At 71.1% G+C, this 16,569-nt stretch carries 18 protein-coding genes; 7 read left to right on the top strand and 11 right to left on the bottom strand.

Translation table 11 applies throughout. From position 1 onward, the window contains the following. Position 1 precedes the first annotated feature (1 nt). On the bottom strand, positions 2–280 hold the full coding sequence (locus A9A59_RS01155) for a metal-sensitive transcriptional regulator (protein WP_098502529.1): 279 nt from the start codon (positions 278–280) through the stop codon (positions 2–4). 107 nt (positions 281–387) lie between these two features. Here A9A59_RS01155 and trxA point away from each other — a divergent pair, with 107 nt between their 5' ends. From trxA to A9A59_RS01140, 3 genes are all read left to right on the top strand, one after another. Next, a complete protein-coding gene (gene trxA, locus A9A59_RS01150; RefSeq protein ID WP_098502528.1) occupies positions 388–714 on the top strand; it encodes a thioredoxin in 327 nt (108 codons plus the stop codon). A 75-nt stretch (positions 715–789) separates the two neighbouring features. Next, on the top strand, positions 790–1,734 hold the full coding sequence (gene trxB, locus A9A59_RS01145; RefSeq protein WP_098502527.1) for a thioredoxin-disulfide reductase: 945 nt from the start codon (positions 790–792) through the stop codon (positions 1,732–1,734). A 67-nt stretch (positions 1,735–1,801) separates the two neighbouring features. Continuing rightward, positions 1,802–2,101, top strand: a complete 300-nt coding sequence (locus A9A59_RS01140; RefSeq protein WP_098502526.1) for an FmdB family zinc ribbon protein — start codon at positions 1,802–1,804, stop codon at positions 2,099–2,101. Positions 2,102–2,107: 6 nt separating this feature from the next. Here the strand turns inward: A9A59_RS01140 and A9A59_RS01135 are convergent, their stop codons facing one another. From A9A59_RS01135 to A9A59_RS01090, 10 genes are all read right to left on the bottom strand, one after another. Beyond that, entirely contained in the window at positions 2,108–2,926 is an 819-nt protein-coding gene (locus tag A9A59_RS01135; RefSeq protein WP_133117463.1) for an aldolase/citrate lyase family protein, read from the bottom strand. Beyond that, a complete protein-coding gene (locus tag A9A59_RS01130) occupies positions 2,923–3,468 on the bottom strand; it encodes a DinB family protein (protein ID WP_165772412.1) in 546 nt (181 codons plus the stop codon). The genes A9A59_RS01135 and A9A59_RS01130 overlap by 4 nt, the downstream gene beginning before the upstream one ends. Before the next feature lie 72 nt (positions 3,469–3,540). Beyond that, entirely contained in the window at positions 3,541–4,863 is a 1,323-nt protein-coding gene (locus A9A59_RS01125) for a glutamine synthetase family protein (RefSeq protein ID WP_098504764.1), read from the bottom strand. Positions 4,864–4,917: 54 nt separating this feature from the next. Then, on the bottom strand, positions 4,918–6,264 hold the full coding sequence (gene rimO / locus A9A59_RS01120) for a 30S ribosomal protein S12 methylthiotransferase RimO (protein ID WP_098502523.1): 1,347 nt from the start codon (positions 6,262–6,264) through the stop codon (positions 4,918–4,920). Continuing rightward, positions 6,264–7,175, bottom strand: coding sequence for a helix-turn-helix domain-containing protein (locus A9A59_RS01115; protein WP_098502522.1), 912 nt, complete (start codon positions 7,173–7,175; stop codon positions 6,264–6,266). The genes rimO and A9A59_RS01115 overlap by 1 nt, the downstream gene beginning before the upstream one ends. 89 nt (positions 7,176–7,264) lie before the next feature. Beyond that, entirely contained in the window at positions 7,265–8,047 is a 783-nt protein-coding gene (locus A9A59_RS01110; protein WP_278286923.1) for an isocitrate lyase/PEP mutase family protein, read from the bottom strand. Between the two features lie 126 nt (positions 8,048–8,173). Then, positions 8,174–9,073 carry a 50S ribosomal protein L11 methyltransferase gene (locus A9A59_RS01105; protein WP_098502520.1) on the bottom strand — a complete coding sequence of 300 codons (900 nt, stop codon included), beginning with the start codon at positions 9,071–9,073 and terminating at the stop codon, positions 8,174–8,176. Between the two features lie 3 nt (positions 9,074–9,076). Then, positions 9,077–10,210: a molecular chaperone DnaJ gene (gene dnaJ / locus A9A59_RS01100; protein WP_098502519.1), complete on the bottom strand. Its 1,134-nt coding sequence runs from the start codon at positions 10,208–10,210 to the stop codon at positions 9,077–9,079. Positions 10,211–10,286: 76 nt separating this feature from the next. Continuing rightward, complete coding sequence (locus A9A59_RS01095) at positions 10,287–11,036, bottom strand: SDR family NAD(P)-dependent oxidoreductase (protein ID WP_098502518.1); 750 nt, start codon at positions 11,034–11,036, stop codon at positions 10,287–10,289. A gap of 108 nt (positions 11,037–11,144) precedes the next feature. Next, the gene (locus A9A59_RS01090) at positions 11,145–12,548 is read right to left on the bottom strand and encodes an amidase (protein ID WP_165772410.1); all 1,404 of its coding nucleotides are present in this window, start codon (positions 12,546–12,548) and stop codon (positions 11,145–11,147) included. 233 nt (positions 12,549–12,781) lie between these two features. Between A9A59_RS01090 and A9A59_RS01085 the strand changes: the two genes are divergently transcribed. From A9A59_RS01085 to A9A59_RS01070, 4 genes are all read left to right on the top strand, one after another. Further along, positions 12,782–13,570 carry a hypothetical protein gene (locus A9A59_RS01085; RefSeq protein ID WP_098502516.1) on the top strand — a complete coding sequence of 263 codons (789 nt, stop codon included), beginning with the start codon at positions 12,782–12,784 and terminating at the stop codon, positions 13,568–13,570. Positions 13,571–13,819: 249 nt separating this feature from the next. After that, positions 13,820–14,272 (top strand): CBS domain-containing protein, encoded by a 453-nt coding sequence (locus A9A59_RS01080; protein ID WP_098502515.1) that lies wholly within the window; start codon positions 13,820–13,822, stop codon positions 14,270–14,272. Continuing rightward, positions 14,269–15,681 (top strand): ferredoxin--NADP reductase domain-containing protein, encoded by a 1,413-nt coding sequence (locus A9A59_RS01075; RefSeq protein WP_098502514.1) that lies wholly within the window; start codon positions 14,269–14,271, stop codon positions 15,679–15,681. Before A9A59_RS01080 ends, A9A59_RS01075 begins: the two co-directional genes overlap by 4 nt. A gap of 94 nt (positions 15,682–15,775) precedes the next feature. After that, the gene (locus A9A59_RS01070; protein WP_423242393.1) at positions 15,776–16,567 is read left to right on the top strand and encodes a DUF169 domain-containing protein; all 792 of its coding nucleotides are present in this window, start codon (positions 15,776–15,778) and stop codon (positions 16,565–16,567) included. The last annotated feature ends 2 nt before the right edge of the window (positions 16,568–16,569 follow it).

Here is a 16,569-nt window from a genome sequence, read left to right as displayed (position 1 = left end):
GTCACCCCGCCGGCCCGCTGTGCCGGCTCCACAGCCGCAGCGTCTCCCGCAGCGCCTCCTTCGTCCGCTCGTCCACCTCCGCCCCGCCCAGCACACAGTCGTTCAGGTGGCGCTCCAGCACCAGCTGGCCCGCGCTCTCCAGCCCCGAACGCGCTGCCAGAAGCTGCGTCAGCACATCCTCGCAGCACCGCTGCTGCTCCAGCATCTTCCGCAGCCCCCGCACCTGGCCCTCCACCCGCGCCAGCCGGTCGAGCAGCCGCTTCATCTCCTCGTCGTTCACCTTCCCCTCCCTGGAGGGGTTGACTTCAATACCCCTCGGGGGTATAGTCGCACTACCGGTACCTCACCGCAATCCCCGCGGCCAGCCGGCCGGAAAGGAACACCGCCATGTCCGAAGTTCGCGAAGTCACCGACGCCACCTGGGAAACCGACGTCGTCAAGTCCGACCTCCCCGTCCTCGTCGACTTCTGGGCGCCCTGGTGCGGCCCCTGCCGCATGGTCGCCCCCATCGTCGAAGAGCTCGCCCAGGAGTACGCCGGCAAGGTCAACTTCCTCAAAATCAACACCGACGAAAACCCCATGGTCCCCGCAAAGTTCGGGATCCGCAGCATCCCCTCGCTCCTCATCTTCAAGGGCGGCGAGCTCAAGGGCACCATCGTCGGCTTCCGCCCCAAGAGCGACCTCAAGAAGCGGCTCGACGAAGCCCTCGCCTGAGGCGCCACAGCCGTTCACTCTCCCAGCGGCCGCCAGGGTACGCCCGGCGGCCGCTCCTTCTCCCCGGAGCACCCCATGAGCGACTACGACATCGCCATCATCGGCGCCGGCGGCGCCGGGCTCACTGCCGCCATCTACGCCGCCCGCGCCCGCCGCACAACCATCGTCTTCGAAGGCAAGGTCATCGGCGGCCAGATCGCCACCACCGACATCGTCGAAAACTACCCCGGCTTCCCGGACGGCGTGAACGGCTTCGACCTCGCCCAGCTCATGTTCCGCCAGGCCGAAAAATTCGGCGCCGAGTTCGCCTACGAGCCCGTCACCGGCCTCCAGCGTCTCCCCGGCGGCACCTTCGAAATCACCACCTCCGAGCGCACCATCACCGCCGACGCCGTCATCGTCACCGCCGGCGCCGATTACAACAAGCTCGGCGTACCCGGCGAAGCCGAATTCACCGGCCGCGGCGTCTCCTACTGCGGCACCTGTGATGCCGCCTTCTTCGCCGGCCGGGATGTCATCGTCGTCGGCGGCGGCGATTCCGCCATCGACGAAGGCCTCTTCATTACCCGCTACGCCAGCAGCGTGACCGTCGTCCACCGGCGCGATACCCTCCGCGCCAGCGCCATCCTCCAGGAACGCGCCTTCGCCAATCCGAAAATGCGCTTCCGCTGGAACACCGTCGTCGAAGCCATCGAAGGCGCCGAGAGCGTCGAGCGCGTCCGCCTCCGCAACGTCGTCACCGGCGAAATCGAGACCGTCCCCATCGACGGCGTGTTCATCTTCATCGGCCAGACCCCGAACAGCCACCTCCTCCAGGGCCTTGTCGACCTCGACCCCGGCGGCCACGCCATCGTCGACCTCGACATGTCCACCAGTGTCCCCGGCCTCTTCGTCGCCGGCGATCTCCGCACGAAAGCCGCCCGCCAGCTGATCAGCGCCGCTGGCGACGGCGCCACCGCAGCCATCAGCGCCGAGCACTACCTCGCCGCCCGTGAGGCCAGCCCCGAGCGCCACGGGTAACGCACCGCTCGTCAAGCAAAACCGCCCCTGCCTTCTCGGGCGCTCCCCGCCGCGGTACCATGCGCCCATGCCGCTCTACGAGTTCAAGTGCGCGAAATGCGGGGCCATGACGGAGCTCTTCGTCCGGTCCGTCCTGGCACCGGTCGAACCGCCGCCCTGCCCCGGAGCCGGCAGCGAGCACGGCCACGAAATGCGCCGCATCGTCAGCGCCTTCGTCCGCCACCAGACCCTCAAAGACAAGATCGCCGAAGCCGAGGCGAAGTACGGCAAGGAAGTCGACGCCGCCATGGGCCCGGCCCCCGATGTCGGCAAATACGCCCGCCGCTACGAAAAACTCGCCAAAGACCTCCCGCCCGAGCCCGACTGACCCGCCCTACTCCCCGATCAGGTGGCGCAGCTTCCGCGCCGCCTCCGCGTCGATCACCTCGTCCTCGAACCGCGCCACCCACGCCCCCTCGGCCCGCGCCGCCTCATACGCCTCGACCGCCGCGTTCGCGCGGTCCTTCACCAGCCGCCCCGGCGCAAAGGCTGCGTTCGCCGTCGCCACATACCGCACGTCCGGCAGAATCGCCCCGGCGAAGCCCTGCTCCGCCAGGTAGGTCAGCTCCAGCCCGTCGCTCGTCACCAGCGGCGAAATCCCCAGCCCCCGGCAGACCGCCACCACCTTCCCCCGCGCATACGCCAGCCGGTCGCCCCGCTGCTCGGGCCGCGCCCCGATATCCCGCGCGAACCGCACCGCGTGGAACACCAGCCCGCCGACGCGCGGCGCCGCCATCGCAATCTGCTCCGCGTGCAGCAGCCCCCGCGCCGTATCGATCACCGGGAACACCTTGGTATCCCCCGGCTCGATCCCCCGCCGCAGCTCGAACTCCCGCAGGTACACCGCCGTATCGCGCACGTCCTGCGGTTCCACCGCATGCGGGATCAGCACCCCGCCCACCAGCGGGCTCAGGATCGCGTCCAGGTCGTCCCGCAGCAGCCGCGTCTTCGGGTGGTTCACCACCACCAGCGCCGCCTTCTCCCCCTGGCCGGCCGCCGCCAGCACCGCCGTCACCTGCTGGCGCGCCTCCGCCAGCGGCACCCGCGCATCCGCCACGCTCAGCAGAATCGCGTCGGCCTGCGAACCGATCGCATCCTGCGCGGCGTCGAGCCCGCCGCTGCCAACCTCGACAATGCTGCGCAGACGAATCACCGGGTGGCTCCGCCCCCAATATACCCGCCCACGATGATAGGCGGCGGCTCCAGCGCCGCCAGGTGGAGGTCCTGCACCAGCCCCAAGATCCCCTGCAGGTGGTCCAGCGTGTGCCGGTACATCACCTCCGCAATCCACTGGCAGGTCAGCGGCCCCCAGCGCGTATCCGTCCGGTAGCGCGTCCAGGTCGCATCGCCCATCGCGCGGAAGATCGCCAGCTCCTCATCCCGCATCCGCTGGAGGTCCGCCATGATCGCCGCCAGCGGCTCTGCCGGGTCATACCGCCGCTCCCGCCACTCCCGCCGGCTGTAATCCCGCGGGTCCAGCATCTCCGGCACCGTCGCCCACCGCAGGAGCGGCAGGTACACCTCCTGCTCCATATCCCGCAGGTGCGACAGGTGCTCATGCACCGACCACTCTCCCGGCACCGGCCGGTAGTGCGCCTGCTCCTCGAGCAGCCCCCGCACCACCCACGCGATGTCGTCCGTGGCCGAACGCAGCCGCGCCGTCAGTTCCGAACGGTACGTCCCGGTTTCGCTCACGTGCGCCTCCATCCCCCGCTCGCGCCAGTCTACGCGAAATCGATCACCGGCGCGAGCAGTTTTTCCGCGCACTCACAGGATCGGCAGGTACTCCCGCAGCTCGAAATCCGTCACGTGCCGCCGGTACCGCTCCCACTCGATCCGCTTGTTCGCAATCAGGCTCTCGAACACGTGGTCGCCCAGCGCCTCGCGCAGGAAGCTCGACTTCTCCGCCACCTCGATCGCCTCAATCAGCGACCCCGGCAGCATCTCAATGCCCCGCGCTGCGCGCTCCGCCGGCGTCATCTCGAACACATTCTCTTCAACCGGCGGCGGCAGCGGCCGCTCGTTCTCGATCCCGTCCAGCCCGGCCGCCAGCATCACCGCGAACGCCAGGTACGGGTTGCAGGCCGCATCCGGCGAGCGGTACTCGATCCGCGTGTGGATCTCCTTCCCCGGCTTGTACTCCGGGATCCGGATCAGGTCGCTCCGGTTCCGCCGCGCCCAGCTCAGGTACACCGGCGCCTCGAACCCCGGCAGCAGCCGCTTATAGCTGTTCACCCACTGGTTCGTCACCAGCGTGATCGCCCGCGCGTGGTAGAGCAGCCCGGCAATGTACCCCTTCGCCACCGCGCTCAGGTGGTAGGGGTCGTTCTCATCGAAGAAGGCGTTCCGCTCACCCTTGAAGAGCGACTGGTGCACGTGCATCCCGCTCCCGTTCACGCCCTCGATCGGTTTCGGCATGAACGTCGCGTACACCCCGTTCGCCGCCGCAATCTCCTTCACCACCAGCCGGTACGTCATCGCCGCATCCGCCATCGTGAGCGCGTCCGTGTACCGCAGCGTGATCTCGTGCTGGCTCGGCGCCACCTCGTGGTGGCTGTACTCCACCTCGATCCCCATCGCCTCCAGCGTCAGCACCGTCTCCCGCCGCAGGTCGCTCCCTGCATCGCTCATCTGGTCGAAGTACCCGCCCCGGTCCAGCGGCACCGGCTCCGTCTCCGACTTGAAGTAGAAGTACTCCATCTCCGGGCTCACGTAGAACGTGTACCCGAGGTCCGCCGCCCGCTTCAGCTGCCGCTTTAGCACGTAGCGCGGGTCCCCCTCGAACGGCTCGCCGCCCGGGTAGGTGATATCGCAGAACATCCGCGCCACGCTCGCCTCTTTCGGCCGCCATGGCACCAGCTGGAAGGTCGAAGGGTCCGGCCGCGCCACCATGTCCGACTCATCGATGCGGGCAAACCCTTCGATGCTGCTCCCGTCGAACCCCATCCCCTCCTCGAGCGCCTTCTCCAGCTCCTCCACCGTAATCGCAAAGCTCTTCAGCGTCCCCACGATGTCCGTGAACCAGAGCCGGATGAACTTCACATCGTGCTCGCGGCAAGCGGAGAGGACATACTCGGCAGATTCGTTCATCAGCACACCCTCCCGGCGCGCAGGACGCGCCCGCCAAAGTGTACCCCGCACGTGTTACGGGGAGATTGCCCGCACCCGGCCGCGCCCCGGCCGCTCGCGCACCACCCGCCCGAAGAGGTCGTACTCCGAGGCATCCTCGATCGCCACCCGCACCCGCTCCCCCGGCCGCGCCCGCCCCCGCGCGAACACCAGCCCGTCCACCTCCGGCGCCTCCCGGTACGTCCGCCCGGCCACCACCGGCAGCCCGTCTTCGTCCTCGCCTTCGCCCTCCACCAGCATCTCCAGCGTCCGCCCGATGAACCGGGCCGCCCGCCGCGCCGAGATCGCCTGCTGCTGCTCCATGAACCGCGCCCGCCGCTCCGCCTTCACCTCGTCCGGGACCTGCCCTTCCATCTCGTAGGCCCCCGTCCACTGCTGCCGCGAATAGGTGAAGCACCCCGCGTGGTCGAACTCCACCGCCCGGGCGAACGCCAGCAGCTCCTCGAACTCCGCCTCCGTCTCCCCCGGGAACCCCGCGATGAACGACGTCCGCAGCACAATGTCCGGCATCGCCCGCCGCAGCTCCTCGATGAACCGGTACACCCGCTCGAGGTTGTGCGGCCGCTTCATCCGCCGCAGCACCGCCTCGCTCCCGTGCTGGAGCGGCACATCGAGGTAGTGCACCACATTCGGCAGCTCCGCCATCGTCCCGATCAGCTCCGGCGTCACCCGGCTCGGGTAGGCATACATCAGCCGCAGCCACGTCTCCGGCCCCGCAGCCTCGCTCAGCATCCGCAAAAGCCCCGGCAGCCCGCTCCCGACCGGCATCCCGAGGTCCTCGCCCCACGCCGTCGTGTCCTGCCCCACCAGCACCAGCTCCTTCGCCCCAGCCTCCACCAGCCGTCGCGCTTCCCTTACCAGCAGCCCCGCCGGCGCTGACCGCAGCCCGCCCTTGATCTTCGGGATAACACAGAAGGTGCACGGCGCATCGCACCCGTCCGAAATTTTCAGGTACGCGCTCGGCCCTTCCACCCGCACGTTGCTCTCGGGGATGTCGTAGATCGCGTCCACATCCACCTGCAGCAGCCGCGCCACCTCGTGCCACTGCCCCACCCCGAACACATGGTCGATCCCCGGCGTCTCCTCCCTCACCTGCCGGCCGTACAGCTGGGTCATGCACCCCGCCACGATCAGCACCTGCCCCTCGCGCTTCGCCGCCGCCAGCTCCCGCACCGCCGCCATCGACTGCGCCTGGCTCTGCTCGATGAACCCGCACGTATTCACGATGATGGCGTCTGCCTCGCCCGGGTCCGCCACCGGCACGAGCTCACCGCCCTCCAGCAGCCGCGCCAGGTGCGCGCTGTCCACATCGTTCTTCGGGCAGCCCAGCGTCACCAGGTGGTACCGCCTCGGCACGGCCATCACGGCCCCTCGCTCACGACAATCTGCACCCGCGACCCCGCAGCCATCTCCACCTCCGGCGCCGGCGACTGGTCGATGACCGTCCCCGCCGGCTGGTTGCTCTTCACTCGCTGAATCAGCGGTTCGTACCCCGCCTCGCGAATCGCCGCTATCGCCGTCGCCTCCGGCACCCCGCGCACATCAGGCACCAGCCCCGGCGTCACCGGCAGCCCGCTCGGCCCCGTGGGCGTCGTGCCGGTAGCCGGCGTGGCCGTCGGCGTCGAACCGAGCGACCCCGGCGGTGCGCTCCCGTCATCCCCTGCCAGGCTCGCCAGCAGGTACGCCACAAACACGACCCCGAGGATCGCCGCAATCGCCACAATTGCAAGCACGGCGGAGCGCGTCTGCGCTGCCGGGTCCGGGTTAATCCGCCGTGCCGGCGCCGGCACCCCGATGTCTACGCCGATGATCGGCTCCCGGCTGGCGCCCGGCTGCGCCGGGAGCGGCGCAGGGCGGCGCGGAGGTGCGCCCCTCCCGATGACCGGTCCCTCATCCTCGGCTTCCGGTGCACCCCGTCCCGCCGCCGGCCGCCCCGCCGGAGCCGTCGGCCGTGACCTCCACGCCGGCCGCGATGCCGATACCGGGCTCACCGGCCGGTCCATGCTCGGCCGCGCCGGCTCCTGCTCCCGCCCGTACGGGTCCTCGTCCTCCCGCGGGAACATCGCCAGCATCTCCTGCGGGTCCAGCCCCAGGTACTGCGAGTACGACCGCAAGAACCCGCGCGCATACACCGGAGCAGGAATGATCTCGAACTGCTCCGCCTCGAGCGCCGCGAGGTACCGGCGCGAAATGCGCGTATCGCGTTCAGCGTCTTCGAGCGTCAACCCGCGCGCCTCCCGGGCGCGAGTCAACAGGCTCCCGAGTTCACCCATAGGCCGTCGTGCCCCAGCGGGGGTACCGCGAACGTATCAGGTTCCACCCCTAAACGGTAGACGAACGGAAACCCACCTATCCGCGCCCGTCATTCCTCCCGACCCCGATCCAGCAGCTCCGTGATCCACTCCACCCCGGCGTCCTCACCGAGCCGCACCTGACCCGTCGCCCGCAGCTCCGCCAGCGCCGCCCGGAAGTCCGCGAAGTGCCGCAGCATTACCCCCAGCTGCAGGTAGAGCCGGAAGCCCAGCGCCTCTGCCTCCTCTGGTGCCAGGAGCCACGTGTTCAGCACCAGCGGGATCCCCCGCAGCTCCTCCGCCGCCCACGCGATCGTCTCCCGGTCCTTCAGCCCGTCGAGGAACACGAGGTCCGCACCGGCGGCGAAGTACCGCCGCGCCCGCTCCGCCGCCGCCTCCCGCCCCAGCGGCGCCAGCGCATCCGTCCGCGCGATAATCACCGTCGCCGGGTCGCGCCGCGCCCGGACCGCCGCCCGCACCTTCAGCTCCATCTCCTCCGCCGGGATGACCCGCTTCCCTTCGAGGAACCCGCACCGCTTCGGCCACTCCTGGTCCTCGATGTGCAGCGCCGCCACGCCGGCCCGCTCGTACAGCTCCACCGTCCGCGCCACGTTCGCCTCGTTCCCGTAGCCCGTGTCCGCATCCGCAATGACCGGGACCCGCACCGCACCCGCCACCCGCGCCGCGTTTGCCGCCATCTCTCCCAGCCCGATCAGCCCCCGGTCCGGCAGCCCCCACGATGCCGCCGTCCCGAACCCGCTCATGTACACCGCGTCGAACCCCGCGGCCTCGGCCAGCCGCGCCTGCACCCCATCGAACACAAACGGCGCCAGCACCAGCCCCCGCTCGAGCAGCGCCCGCAGCCGCGCCCCGGCGACCCGCCGTCCGCGCTCATCGCCCCGGCCCCCGCATGGCCTGGCCGCTGGCCTCCGTCATTGCGCCGCGATCCTGCGCCCCCGGCGCGCCGCTGTCCACCCCGCTCAGCCCTCCCGCCGGAAGTGGATGGCCGCCCAGTCCCGCTCCAGCCGCGTCTCCCGGTGGACGAACCCGGCTGCCGCGCACGCCCCCGTCACCCGCTCGACGTCCTGCTCCAGCACCCCCGAGAGGAGCAGGTCGCCACCCGGGCGCACCGCCCGCTCGAACACAGGCACCAGCCCGATGTTCGCGTCGGGGCTGATGTTCGAAACCACCAGGTCGTACGGCTCGCCGATGTCGCCGGGCGCCAGCCGCCCGGCGCGCACGCGCACCTGCCCCGCCACACCATTGGCCGCGCAGTTCTGCTCCGCCACCTCGGCGGCCACGGGATCGATGTCAATCGCGTCCACCTGCGCGGCCCCGAGCAGCACCGCCGCAATCGCCAGGATCCCCGAGCCGGTCCCCACGTCGAGCACCCGCGTCCCGGGCGCAACCAGCCCGTCGAGGAACCCCAGGCAGAGCCGCGTCGTCTCATGGTGCCCCGTGCCGAACGCCTGTCCCGGGTCGAGCCGGATCACGAGCTGCCCCGGCGCCGGTTCGTGCTCCACCCACGAGGGCACCACCACCACCCGGCCGCCCGTTTCCACCACCCCGAAGAACTCCCGCCACGAGACCGCCCAGTCCTGTTCGTAGATCGGCCGCGCGCTCAGCTCCACCGCCGGGAACGCCTCCATCGCCCGCCGCAGCTCCTCCACCAGCATCGCCCCCAGCTCCGACGACGGCAGGTAGCACCGGATGAGCACCGGCTCGCCGCCGCGCACCCGGAACCCCTGCTCCGGCCCCAGGATCTCCACCGGCTCCTCGATGCTGACGCCGCCCGGGGCAACGCCGCGCACGATATCCGCCACCGCCTCCGCCAGCGCCGGTGGCGTCTTCGCCGTGATCTCGAACCAGAGATGCGTCACCGCTCAGCCCGCCATCGCATCGCGCAGCCGCTCGAAGAACCCTTTGTGCCGCTTCGGCAGCGTCGGCGTGCCCATCGTCTCCGCGAGCTGCTCCAGCAGCTTCCGCTGCTGGTCGGTCAGCTCCTCCGGCACCACCACCGTCACCCGGACAATCATGTCGCCCCGGCCCGTCCCCCGGAGGTGCGGCACACCTTTCCCGCGGATGACGAACTCCTCGCCGCTCTGCGTCCCCGCCGGGATCTCCAGCTCCATCTCCCCGTCCAGCGTCGGGATGGTCACCGCCGCGCCGAGCGCCGCCTGGGCGATGTTCACCGGCAGCTCCAGCACGATATGGTCCTCCACCCGGTGGAACCGCTCGTGCGGCGCCACGCTCAGCACCACGTACAGGTTGCCCGGCTCGCCGCCCCGCGGCCCGGCCTCCCCCTCGCCCGAGAGCCGGATCTGCGCCCCGTCGTCGACGCCCGCCGGCACCTTTACCACAATCCGCCGCGTCTCCCGCACCCGCCCGCTCCCGCGGCAGGCCGCGCACGGGCTGGTAATCACCCGGCCCTCGCCCTGGCACCGCGGACAGGTCATCACGTTCACGAACTGCCCGAAGAAGCTCTGCTGCGCCCGCCGGATCTCCCCCATCCCGTTGCACTCCGGGCAGACCGCCGGCATGCTCCCCGGCTCCGAACCGCTGCCCCCGCAGACGCTGCACCGCTCCAGCCGCTGGTACTCGATCTCCTTCTCGCAGCCGAAGACCGCCTCCTCGAAGGTGAGCCGCAGGTTGTACCGCAGGTCGCTCCCGCGCTGCGGGCCGCGCCGCCGCCCCCGCCGCGCCGCCCCGCCGAAGAACGCATCGAAGATGTCCCCGAAGCCCTCGAAGTGCGCGAACCCGTCGAACCCGGCCGCTCCGGCGCCCGTGCCTTCCACCCCGGCGTGCCCGAACCGGTCGTACATCGCCCGCTTCTGCTCGTCGCCGAGCACCTCGTATGCCCGGTTAATCTCCTTGAACTTCTCGGCAGCATCCGGCGAAGGGTTCCGGTCCGGGTGGTACTCCATCGCCAGCTTCCGGAACGCCCGCTTGATCTCGGCCTGGTTCGCGGTCCGCGGCACGCCGAGGACCTCGTAGTAGTCGCGCTGACCCGTCGCCATCAGTTAGCAGTGTACCAAAACGAGTGCTAAAGCCCCCGGCGCCGGGCCAGCGCGCCTCCCGCAGCTCCTGGTCCGCCTACCGCGCCACGAACCCGCCGTCCACCGGCAGCGCAGCGCCCGTCACAAACGATGACTCGTCGCTCGCAAGGAAGAGCGCCAGCGCGGCCACCTCCTCCGGCGTCCCCATGCGCCCCACCGGCTCGGCCATCGTCAGCTGCGCCTCAGCGTCCGGCTGCCCTGCAGTGAACCGTTCGACCATCGGCGTCCGGATCACCCCCGGGCAGATCGCGTTCACCCGGATCCCCTGTGCCGCGAACTCCAGGGCCGCCGTCTTCGTCATCTGGATGACCGCGCCTTTCGATGCCGTGTACGCGACCAGGCCCGGGAACCCCACCAGCCCCGCGACCGACGCCGTGTTGATGATCGACCCGCCCCCGGTCTCCAGCATCAGCGGGATCCCGTACTTCATCCCCAGGAACACACCGAACGCATTGACATGCATCACCCGGTGGAACTCTTCTTCCTCGTAGTCCGGCGTCGGCGCCGGCGTTCCTTCGATGCCGGCGTTGTTGAACAGCACGTCCAGCCGCCCGTAGAGCGCCTTCGTCCGCTCCATCATCTCCCTGACGTCGGCCGCCTTCGAGACGTCGACCGTCATCGCCGCGGCCTGCGCCGGTCCAATCTCCGTCGCCGTCGCAGCCTCCGCGCCCGTCACGTCCGCGCACACTACCTTCGCCCCCTCGGCCGCGAACAGCTTCGCCGCAGCCTTACCAATGCCGGAGCCCGCGCCCGTCACAATCGCCACCTTGCCGTCGAGTCGTCCCATCGTCGGTTCACCTCCCGTGGTTCTTCCGGCCCAGCATGCCAGCTTCAGTTGAACGGATGGCGGGCCGAACGAGCCCGCCTTTTCGGGCCGTTTGACCGCGCGCTTCCGTCAATCCTGGCCCGGGTACCGCCACGGGCTCGCCAGCTCGTACGCCGCGCTCACCCGCAGCAGGAGCGCGTCAGCGAAGCGCGGCGCTACGGCCTGCAGCCCTACCGGCAGCCCGTCGGGCGCCAGCCCCGCCGGTAGCGAGGCCGCCGGCAGCCCGAGAAAGTTGAACGGATACGTGAACGGGATGAATCCCGCCGGCCCCACCTGCTTCCCCCCGATCTCCGATGGCGGCGGCCCCTCCGCCGCGAACGCCGTCGCTGCCGTCGTCGGCGTCAGCAGCAGGTCGTACCGTTCGAAAAACCGCGTCATCTTCCGGTTCACCTGGTGCCGCTCCTCCAGCGCCCGCGCCACATCCACCGCCGTGTACTTCCGGCCCACCTCCGCAAACCGCAGGAACCCCGGCTCCAGCTTCGCCCGCTGCTCCTCCGTCATGTCGTCCACGAGGCGCGTATCCCCTGCCGCCGCGATCGTCATCCACGCCTCCATCGTGTCGCCGAACCCGGGGTGCGCCTCCTCCAGCTCCGCCCCGACGGCGGCCGCCAGCCGTTCCGCCGCCGCCCGGGCCACCCGCGCCACCTCCGGGTCGACCGCCGCGTAGCCGAGGTCCGCGCTCCACGCCACCCGCCGCAGCCGGGGCGCGGGCCCGAGCACGGCCGCCTCGAACCCCGTCGGCCCGTCCAGCACCTCCGGGTCGTCCGGGTGCGGCCCCGACGCAACGTCGAGGTACCGCGCCGCATCCCGCACCGTCCGCGCCATCGGGCCCAGCGTCGAAAAGTACCCCCACGTCGGCGCATGCTCGCCCGCCCGCGGAATCCGGTGCGCCGTCGGCTTGATCCCGTAGCACCCCGTCATCGCCGCCGGGATGCGGATCGACCCGCCCCCGTCGCCGGCCGTCGCCAGCGGCACCATCCCCGCGGCCACCGCCGCGCTCGAACCCCCGCTCGAACCCCCCGGCGTCTTCGCCGGGTTCCACGGGTTCCGCGTCGGCCCCCAGAGCCGGTTCTCCGTGAATCCCTTGTAGCCGAACTCCGGCGTGTTCGTCTTGCCGATGATCACCGCCCCGGCAGCCCGCAGCCGGGCCACCTGCACCGAATCCTCCTCCGCGACCTGCCCCGCGAACGCCCGCGAGCCGAGCGTGAACAGCAGCCCCTTCGCCGGCTCCAGGTCCTTCACCCCCAGCGGGACCCCCGCCAGCGGCCCCGGGTCCTCGCCGGCCGCGACCCGCGCATCGATCGCCGCCGCCTGCCGCAGCGCACCCTCCGCGTCGACCTGGATGAAGGCGTTCAACGCCGGGTTGAGCTCGGCGATCCGCCCCAGCGCCCGCTCCGTCACCTCGCGCGCCCGCAGCTCCCCTGCGCGCACCCGCTCCGCGATCTCCCATGCCGGCATCCAGCGCTCCGTCATCGTTCCCTCCTTTGTGTCCCGGTCGGTGCCCGCCGTAGTGTAGCCCCCCGGCCCGCCTGCTGGCGCCGGGCTGACAACCGCGGAAGACGGCCAGGCCTCTCTTCTGCGCCGCCAGGGTCTGCGCCCGCATCGCAGCGTCGGCGTCACGCGCAACTGAGAATCTTCCTCAGTCTGGCGGCGTAGACGCCCGCTACCATCCGCCGGATAATTCCTCTGGCGGAAGGACTGCATCCATGCTGCGAAATCGTCTCAGCCCGAAGCAGATGGCGCTCGGGACTGCCCTCGCTGCCGCGGTCGCCGTCGGCGGCTTCACGGCTGGTCGTGCCTTCTTCGGGTCGGACGAGGCCGCCGTGGCGTCGCCCCGTGCAGCGCCCTCAGGCCCGGCCGACGTCACGCCGCTCCCAACGCCGCGGCCGGCCGACGCAATCGATACGAGCAGGCCCGGCTGGGGCATGCCCTACATTGAGGCCGACAGGGCGCTCCCCAGGTACGACCAGGTCATCAACGGCATCAGGGTGGGGCCGACCGCTTCCCCCGACCTTGGCGCGTGGTGCGCTCCAGGTCAGGCGCAGTGGGTCGACCCGGGCGAAGCCGCCGGGACGCCGCTTTCGCTCCCCGACCGCTTCCCCGTCAACGGCGTTCCGGCGCACGCCCGCGCCGTCCGCTGCGGCGGCAACATCGTCTCCTCCGAAGTCACCCTCGAGATTCCGCCATCCCCGAACGCCCGGGCCGAGATGGCGGCCGGCAAGAGCTGGTTCGAGGTCGAACACGGCGGCCAGGTCGTCATCCTCAAGCAGCTCGTCGCCGCTCCCGGTTTTGCCTCCCAGGTCGCCGCGGAGCGCTGGGAGCCGGCCACCGTGAACGGACTCCCGGCCGCACTCGGCCGCGCCATCCTCCGCGACGAATTCGGCGAAAGCGCTGTCGTGGTCTGGGATGAGCGGCGAAGCCTCCAGGTCGCTGTCCGCGGCACGGATATCCACGTCGATGACCTCCTCGCCATCGCCCGGGAGGCGCTGCAATGAACCCTCGCACCATCGTTCTGGCGCTCGCAGTGCTCGCCCTCGTGTCCGCCGCCGTTGGTGCACTCACCTCTACCCCCGCCTGACGCCGGCCCCTGGCGGACCTCCGTCCCTCTCCCCGTGGCCGTTCGACCGCCGCCCCGCTGCCTTCCGCGTGCTACCCTCCCGCCGGTGGGGAGTTCCCCGATTGCACCGCCATCACGCCGTGTGGTTCCCTCTCACGCGAGCGGCACACTACCCCGGGAGCGCCCGATGAAGCTCGCCGCCGTCCTCGCCACACGCGGAACCCACGTCGCCACCATCGCCGCCTCCGCCCCCATCGCCGAAGCCGTCGCTGAACTCGCCGCCCGCAACATCGGCGCCCTCGTCGTCCTCGATGGCGCCGGCGCCGTCGCCGGCATCATCTCCGAGCGCGACATTATCCGCGCCCTCGCCGCGGGCGGCCCCGTCCTCGACCTCCCCGTCGCCGACGTCATGACCCGCGATGTCATCTGCGGCACCCTCGACGACGACCTCGAGACCGTCCTCGCCGTCATGACCTCCGGCCACTTCCGCCACCTGCCCGTCGTCGATAACGGCCTGCTCGTCGGCCTCGTCACCACCGGCGACCTCGCCCAGGCCCTCCTCCAGAGCCTCGCCGGCCGCGTCGAAACCCTCGAATTCCGCCTCGAAGCCGAAATCGAACAGTTCGGGGTCGGCCGGTGAGCAGCCCGAGCCCGCTCCGCGTCGCCATCATCGGCTCCGGGCCGGCCGCCATGTACACCCTCGAACACCTCCTCGCCGAGCCGGAACTCGACGTAACTGTCGACGTCTTCGAGCGGCTGTTCACCCCCTACGGCCTCGTCCGCGCGGGCGTCGCTCCCGACCACCAGAAAATCAAGGGCGTCACCCGCGCCTTCGAACCCCTCCTCCACGACCCACGCGTCCGCCTCTTCGCCAGCGTCGAATACGGCCGCGACCTCGCCCTCGATGACCTCCGCCGCCTCTACCACGCCGCCTGCTTCGCCACCGGCGCGCAGTCCGACCGCCGCATGGGCATCCCCGGCGAAGACCTCCCCGGCTCCCTGCCCGCCACCGCCTTCGTCGCCTGGTACAACGGCCACCCCGACTACTGCACCCTCGCCGTCGACCTCGCACAGGAGGCCGCCGTCATCGTCGGCATGGGCAACGTCGCCATCGATGTCGCCCGCATCCTCTGCCTCACCCCTGGTGAGCTCCGCCGCACCGACATGCCCGCCTACGCCATCGAGGCCCTCGAAGCCAGCCGCATCCGCGAGGTCCACGTCCTCGGCCGCCGCGGCCCCGCCCAGGCCGCCTTCACAACTCCTGAACTCAAAGAGCTGACCACCCTCGAAGGCGCAGCGCTCCGCATCCGCCCCGATGAGGCCGCGCTCGACCCCCTCAGCGCCGCAGAGGTCGAACGTTCCGCCGACCGCACCCTTGCCCGGAAGGTCCAGCTCATCCAGGAGATCGCCGCCAGCCCCGGGCCGCCCCGGCCCCGCACCCTCCACCTCCGCTTCTGCATCACCCCGCTCGAACTGCTGCCCGGCCCGGGCGGGACCGTCGCCGCCGTCCGCTGCACCCGCACCCGGCTCGTCGCCACCCCCTCCGGCGGCATCGCCGCCGAGCCCACCGGCGAAGAAGAAGTCATCCCCGCCGGGCTCGTCTTCCGCAGCGTCGGCTACCGCGCCCTCCCCCTCCCCGGCCTCCCCTTCGATGACCGCCTCGGCGTGGTGCCAAACCGCGCCGGCCGCGTCATCGACCCCGCCACCGGCGCGCCCCTCCCGGGCCTCTACGTCGCCGGCTGGCTGAAACGCGGCCCCACTGGCGTCATCGGCACCAACAAGCCCGACGCCGCCGAGACCGTCCGCTGCCTCGTCGAAGATGCCGCCGCCGGCCGTCTCCCTGCCCCGCCTGAGCCCGGCGCCGAGACCGTCCCTGCCCTCCTCGCCGCCCGCGGCGTCCGCTGGCTCACCTGCGCCGATTGGCAGCGCATCGACCGGCTCGAGCGCGAAGCCGGCGCCCGCGAAGGCCGCCCCCGCGTCAAGTTCACCTCGCTCGACGCCATCCTCGCCGCCCTCGAACAGGCAGAAGCCCCCGCATCCGCGCCCTGAACTGCGTCGCGCACAGCCTCCCGCGGTCCCCCGGCCGCCCGCTCTCCGCGCTACCATACCGGCACGCCCGCCCCGGAGGTGCCCCGTGTCCGTCATCGAACCCGGCAGCGTCCCCCTCGAAGAACCCGCCCGCTACGACTGGAACGCGCTCGTCGACGCGCTCAACCGCCTGCTCCGACTCCGCACCACCCCCATCGGCATGAAGCTCTTCGAAACCGTCGAAGAGATGGAGCAAATCCCGCGCATCCGCCGCCCGAACGCCATTCATACCACAGACCAAATCGTCGCCCAGGCCGCACGCCTCGGCTGGACCGTCGGCATCACCGCCGACGACCTCGTCGGCGCCCAGTGCGGCGCCGTCATCGGCCTCCACCCCCAGGACGACGAATGGCGCTCCGGCCGCCGCATGGCCGGCGTCTGGTTCGAAACGCCCGAGGATGCCGCCGCCCACCAGGCCGCCATGGACGTCGTTCCCTTCGGCCGCTACCGCGCGATGGCCGTCTCTCCCCTCACCTCCGGCCGCCTCGACCCGCCCGATATCTGCCTCATCTACCTCACCCCCGGCCAGGCCATCATCTTCATCAACGGCCTCCAGTGGAGCGGCTACCGCAAATTCCAGTGGGGCGTCGTCGGCGAATCCGCCTGCGCCGATAGCTGGGGCCGCGCCCTCGTCACCGGCGAACCGAGCCTTGCCATCCCCTGCTACGCCGAGCGCCGCTACGGGGGCGTTCTCGATGACGAGCTGCTCATGGCTCTCCCGCCGAAGTACCTCCCCCGCGCCATCGCCGGCATGGAGCGCCTCGCCGCCAACGGCCTCCGCTACCCCATCCCCCAATACGGCATCCAGGCCGACGCCCGCGCCGGCCTCGCCCGCAGCTACGGCTGACC

Origin of the sequence: Tepidiforma thermophila (assembly GCF_002563855.1) — a bacterium.
Taxonomy (GTDB): Bacteria; Chloroflexota; Dehalococcoidia; order Tepidiformales; family Tepidiformaceae; genus Tepidiforma; species Tepidiforma thermophila.
Note: the sequence above shows the minus strand (reverse complement) of the source record. Positions and strands in the feature narration are given on the sequence as shown.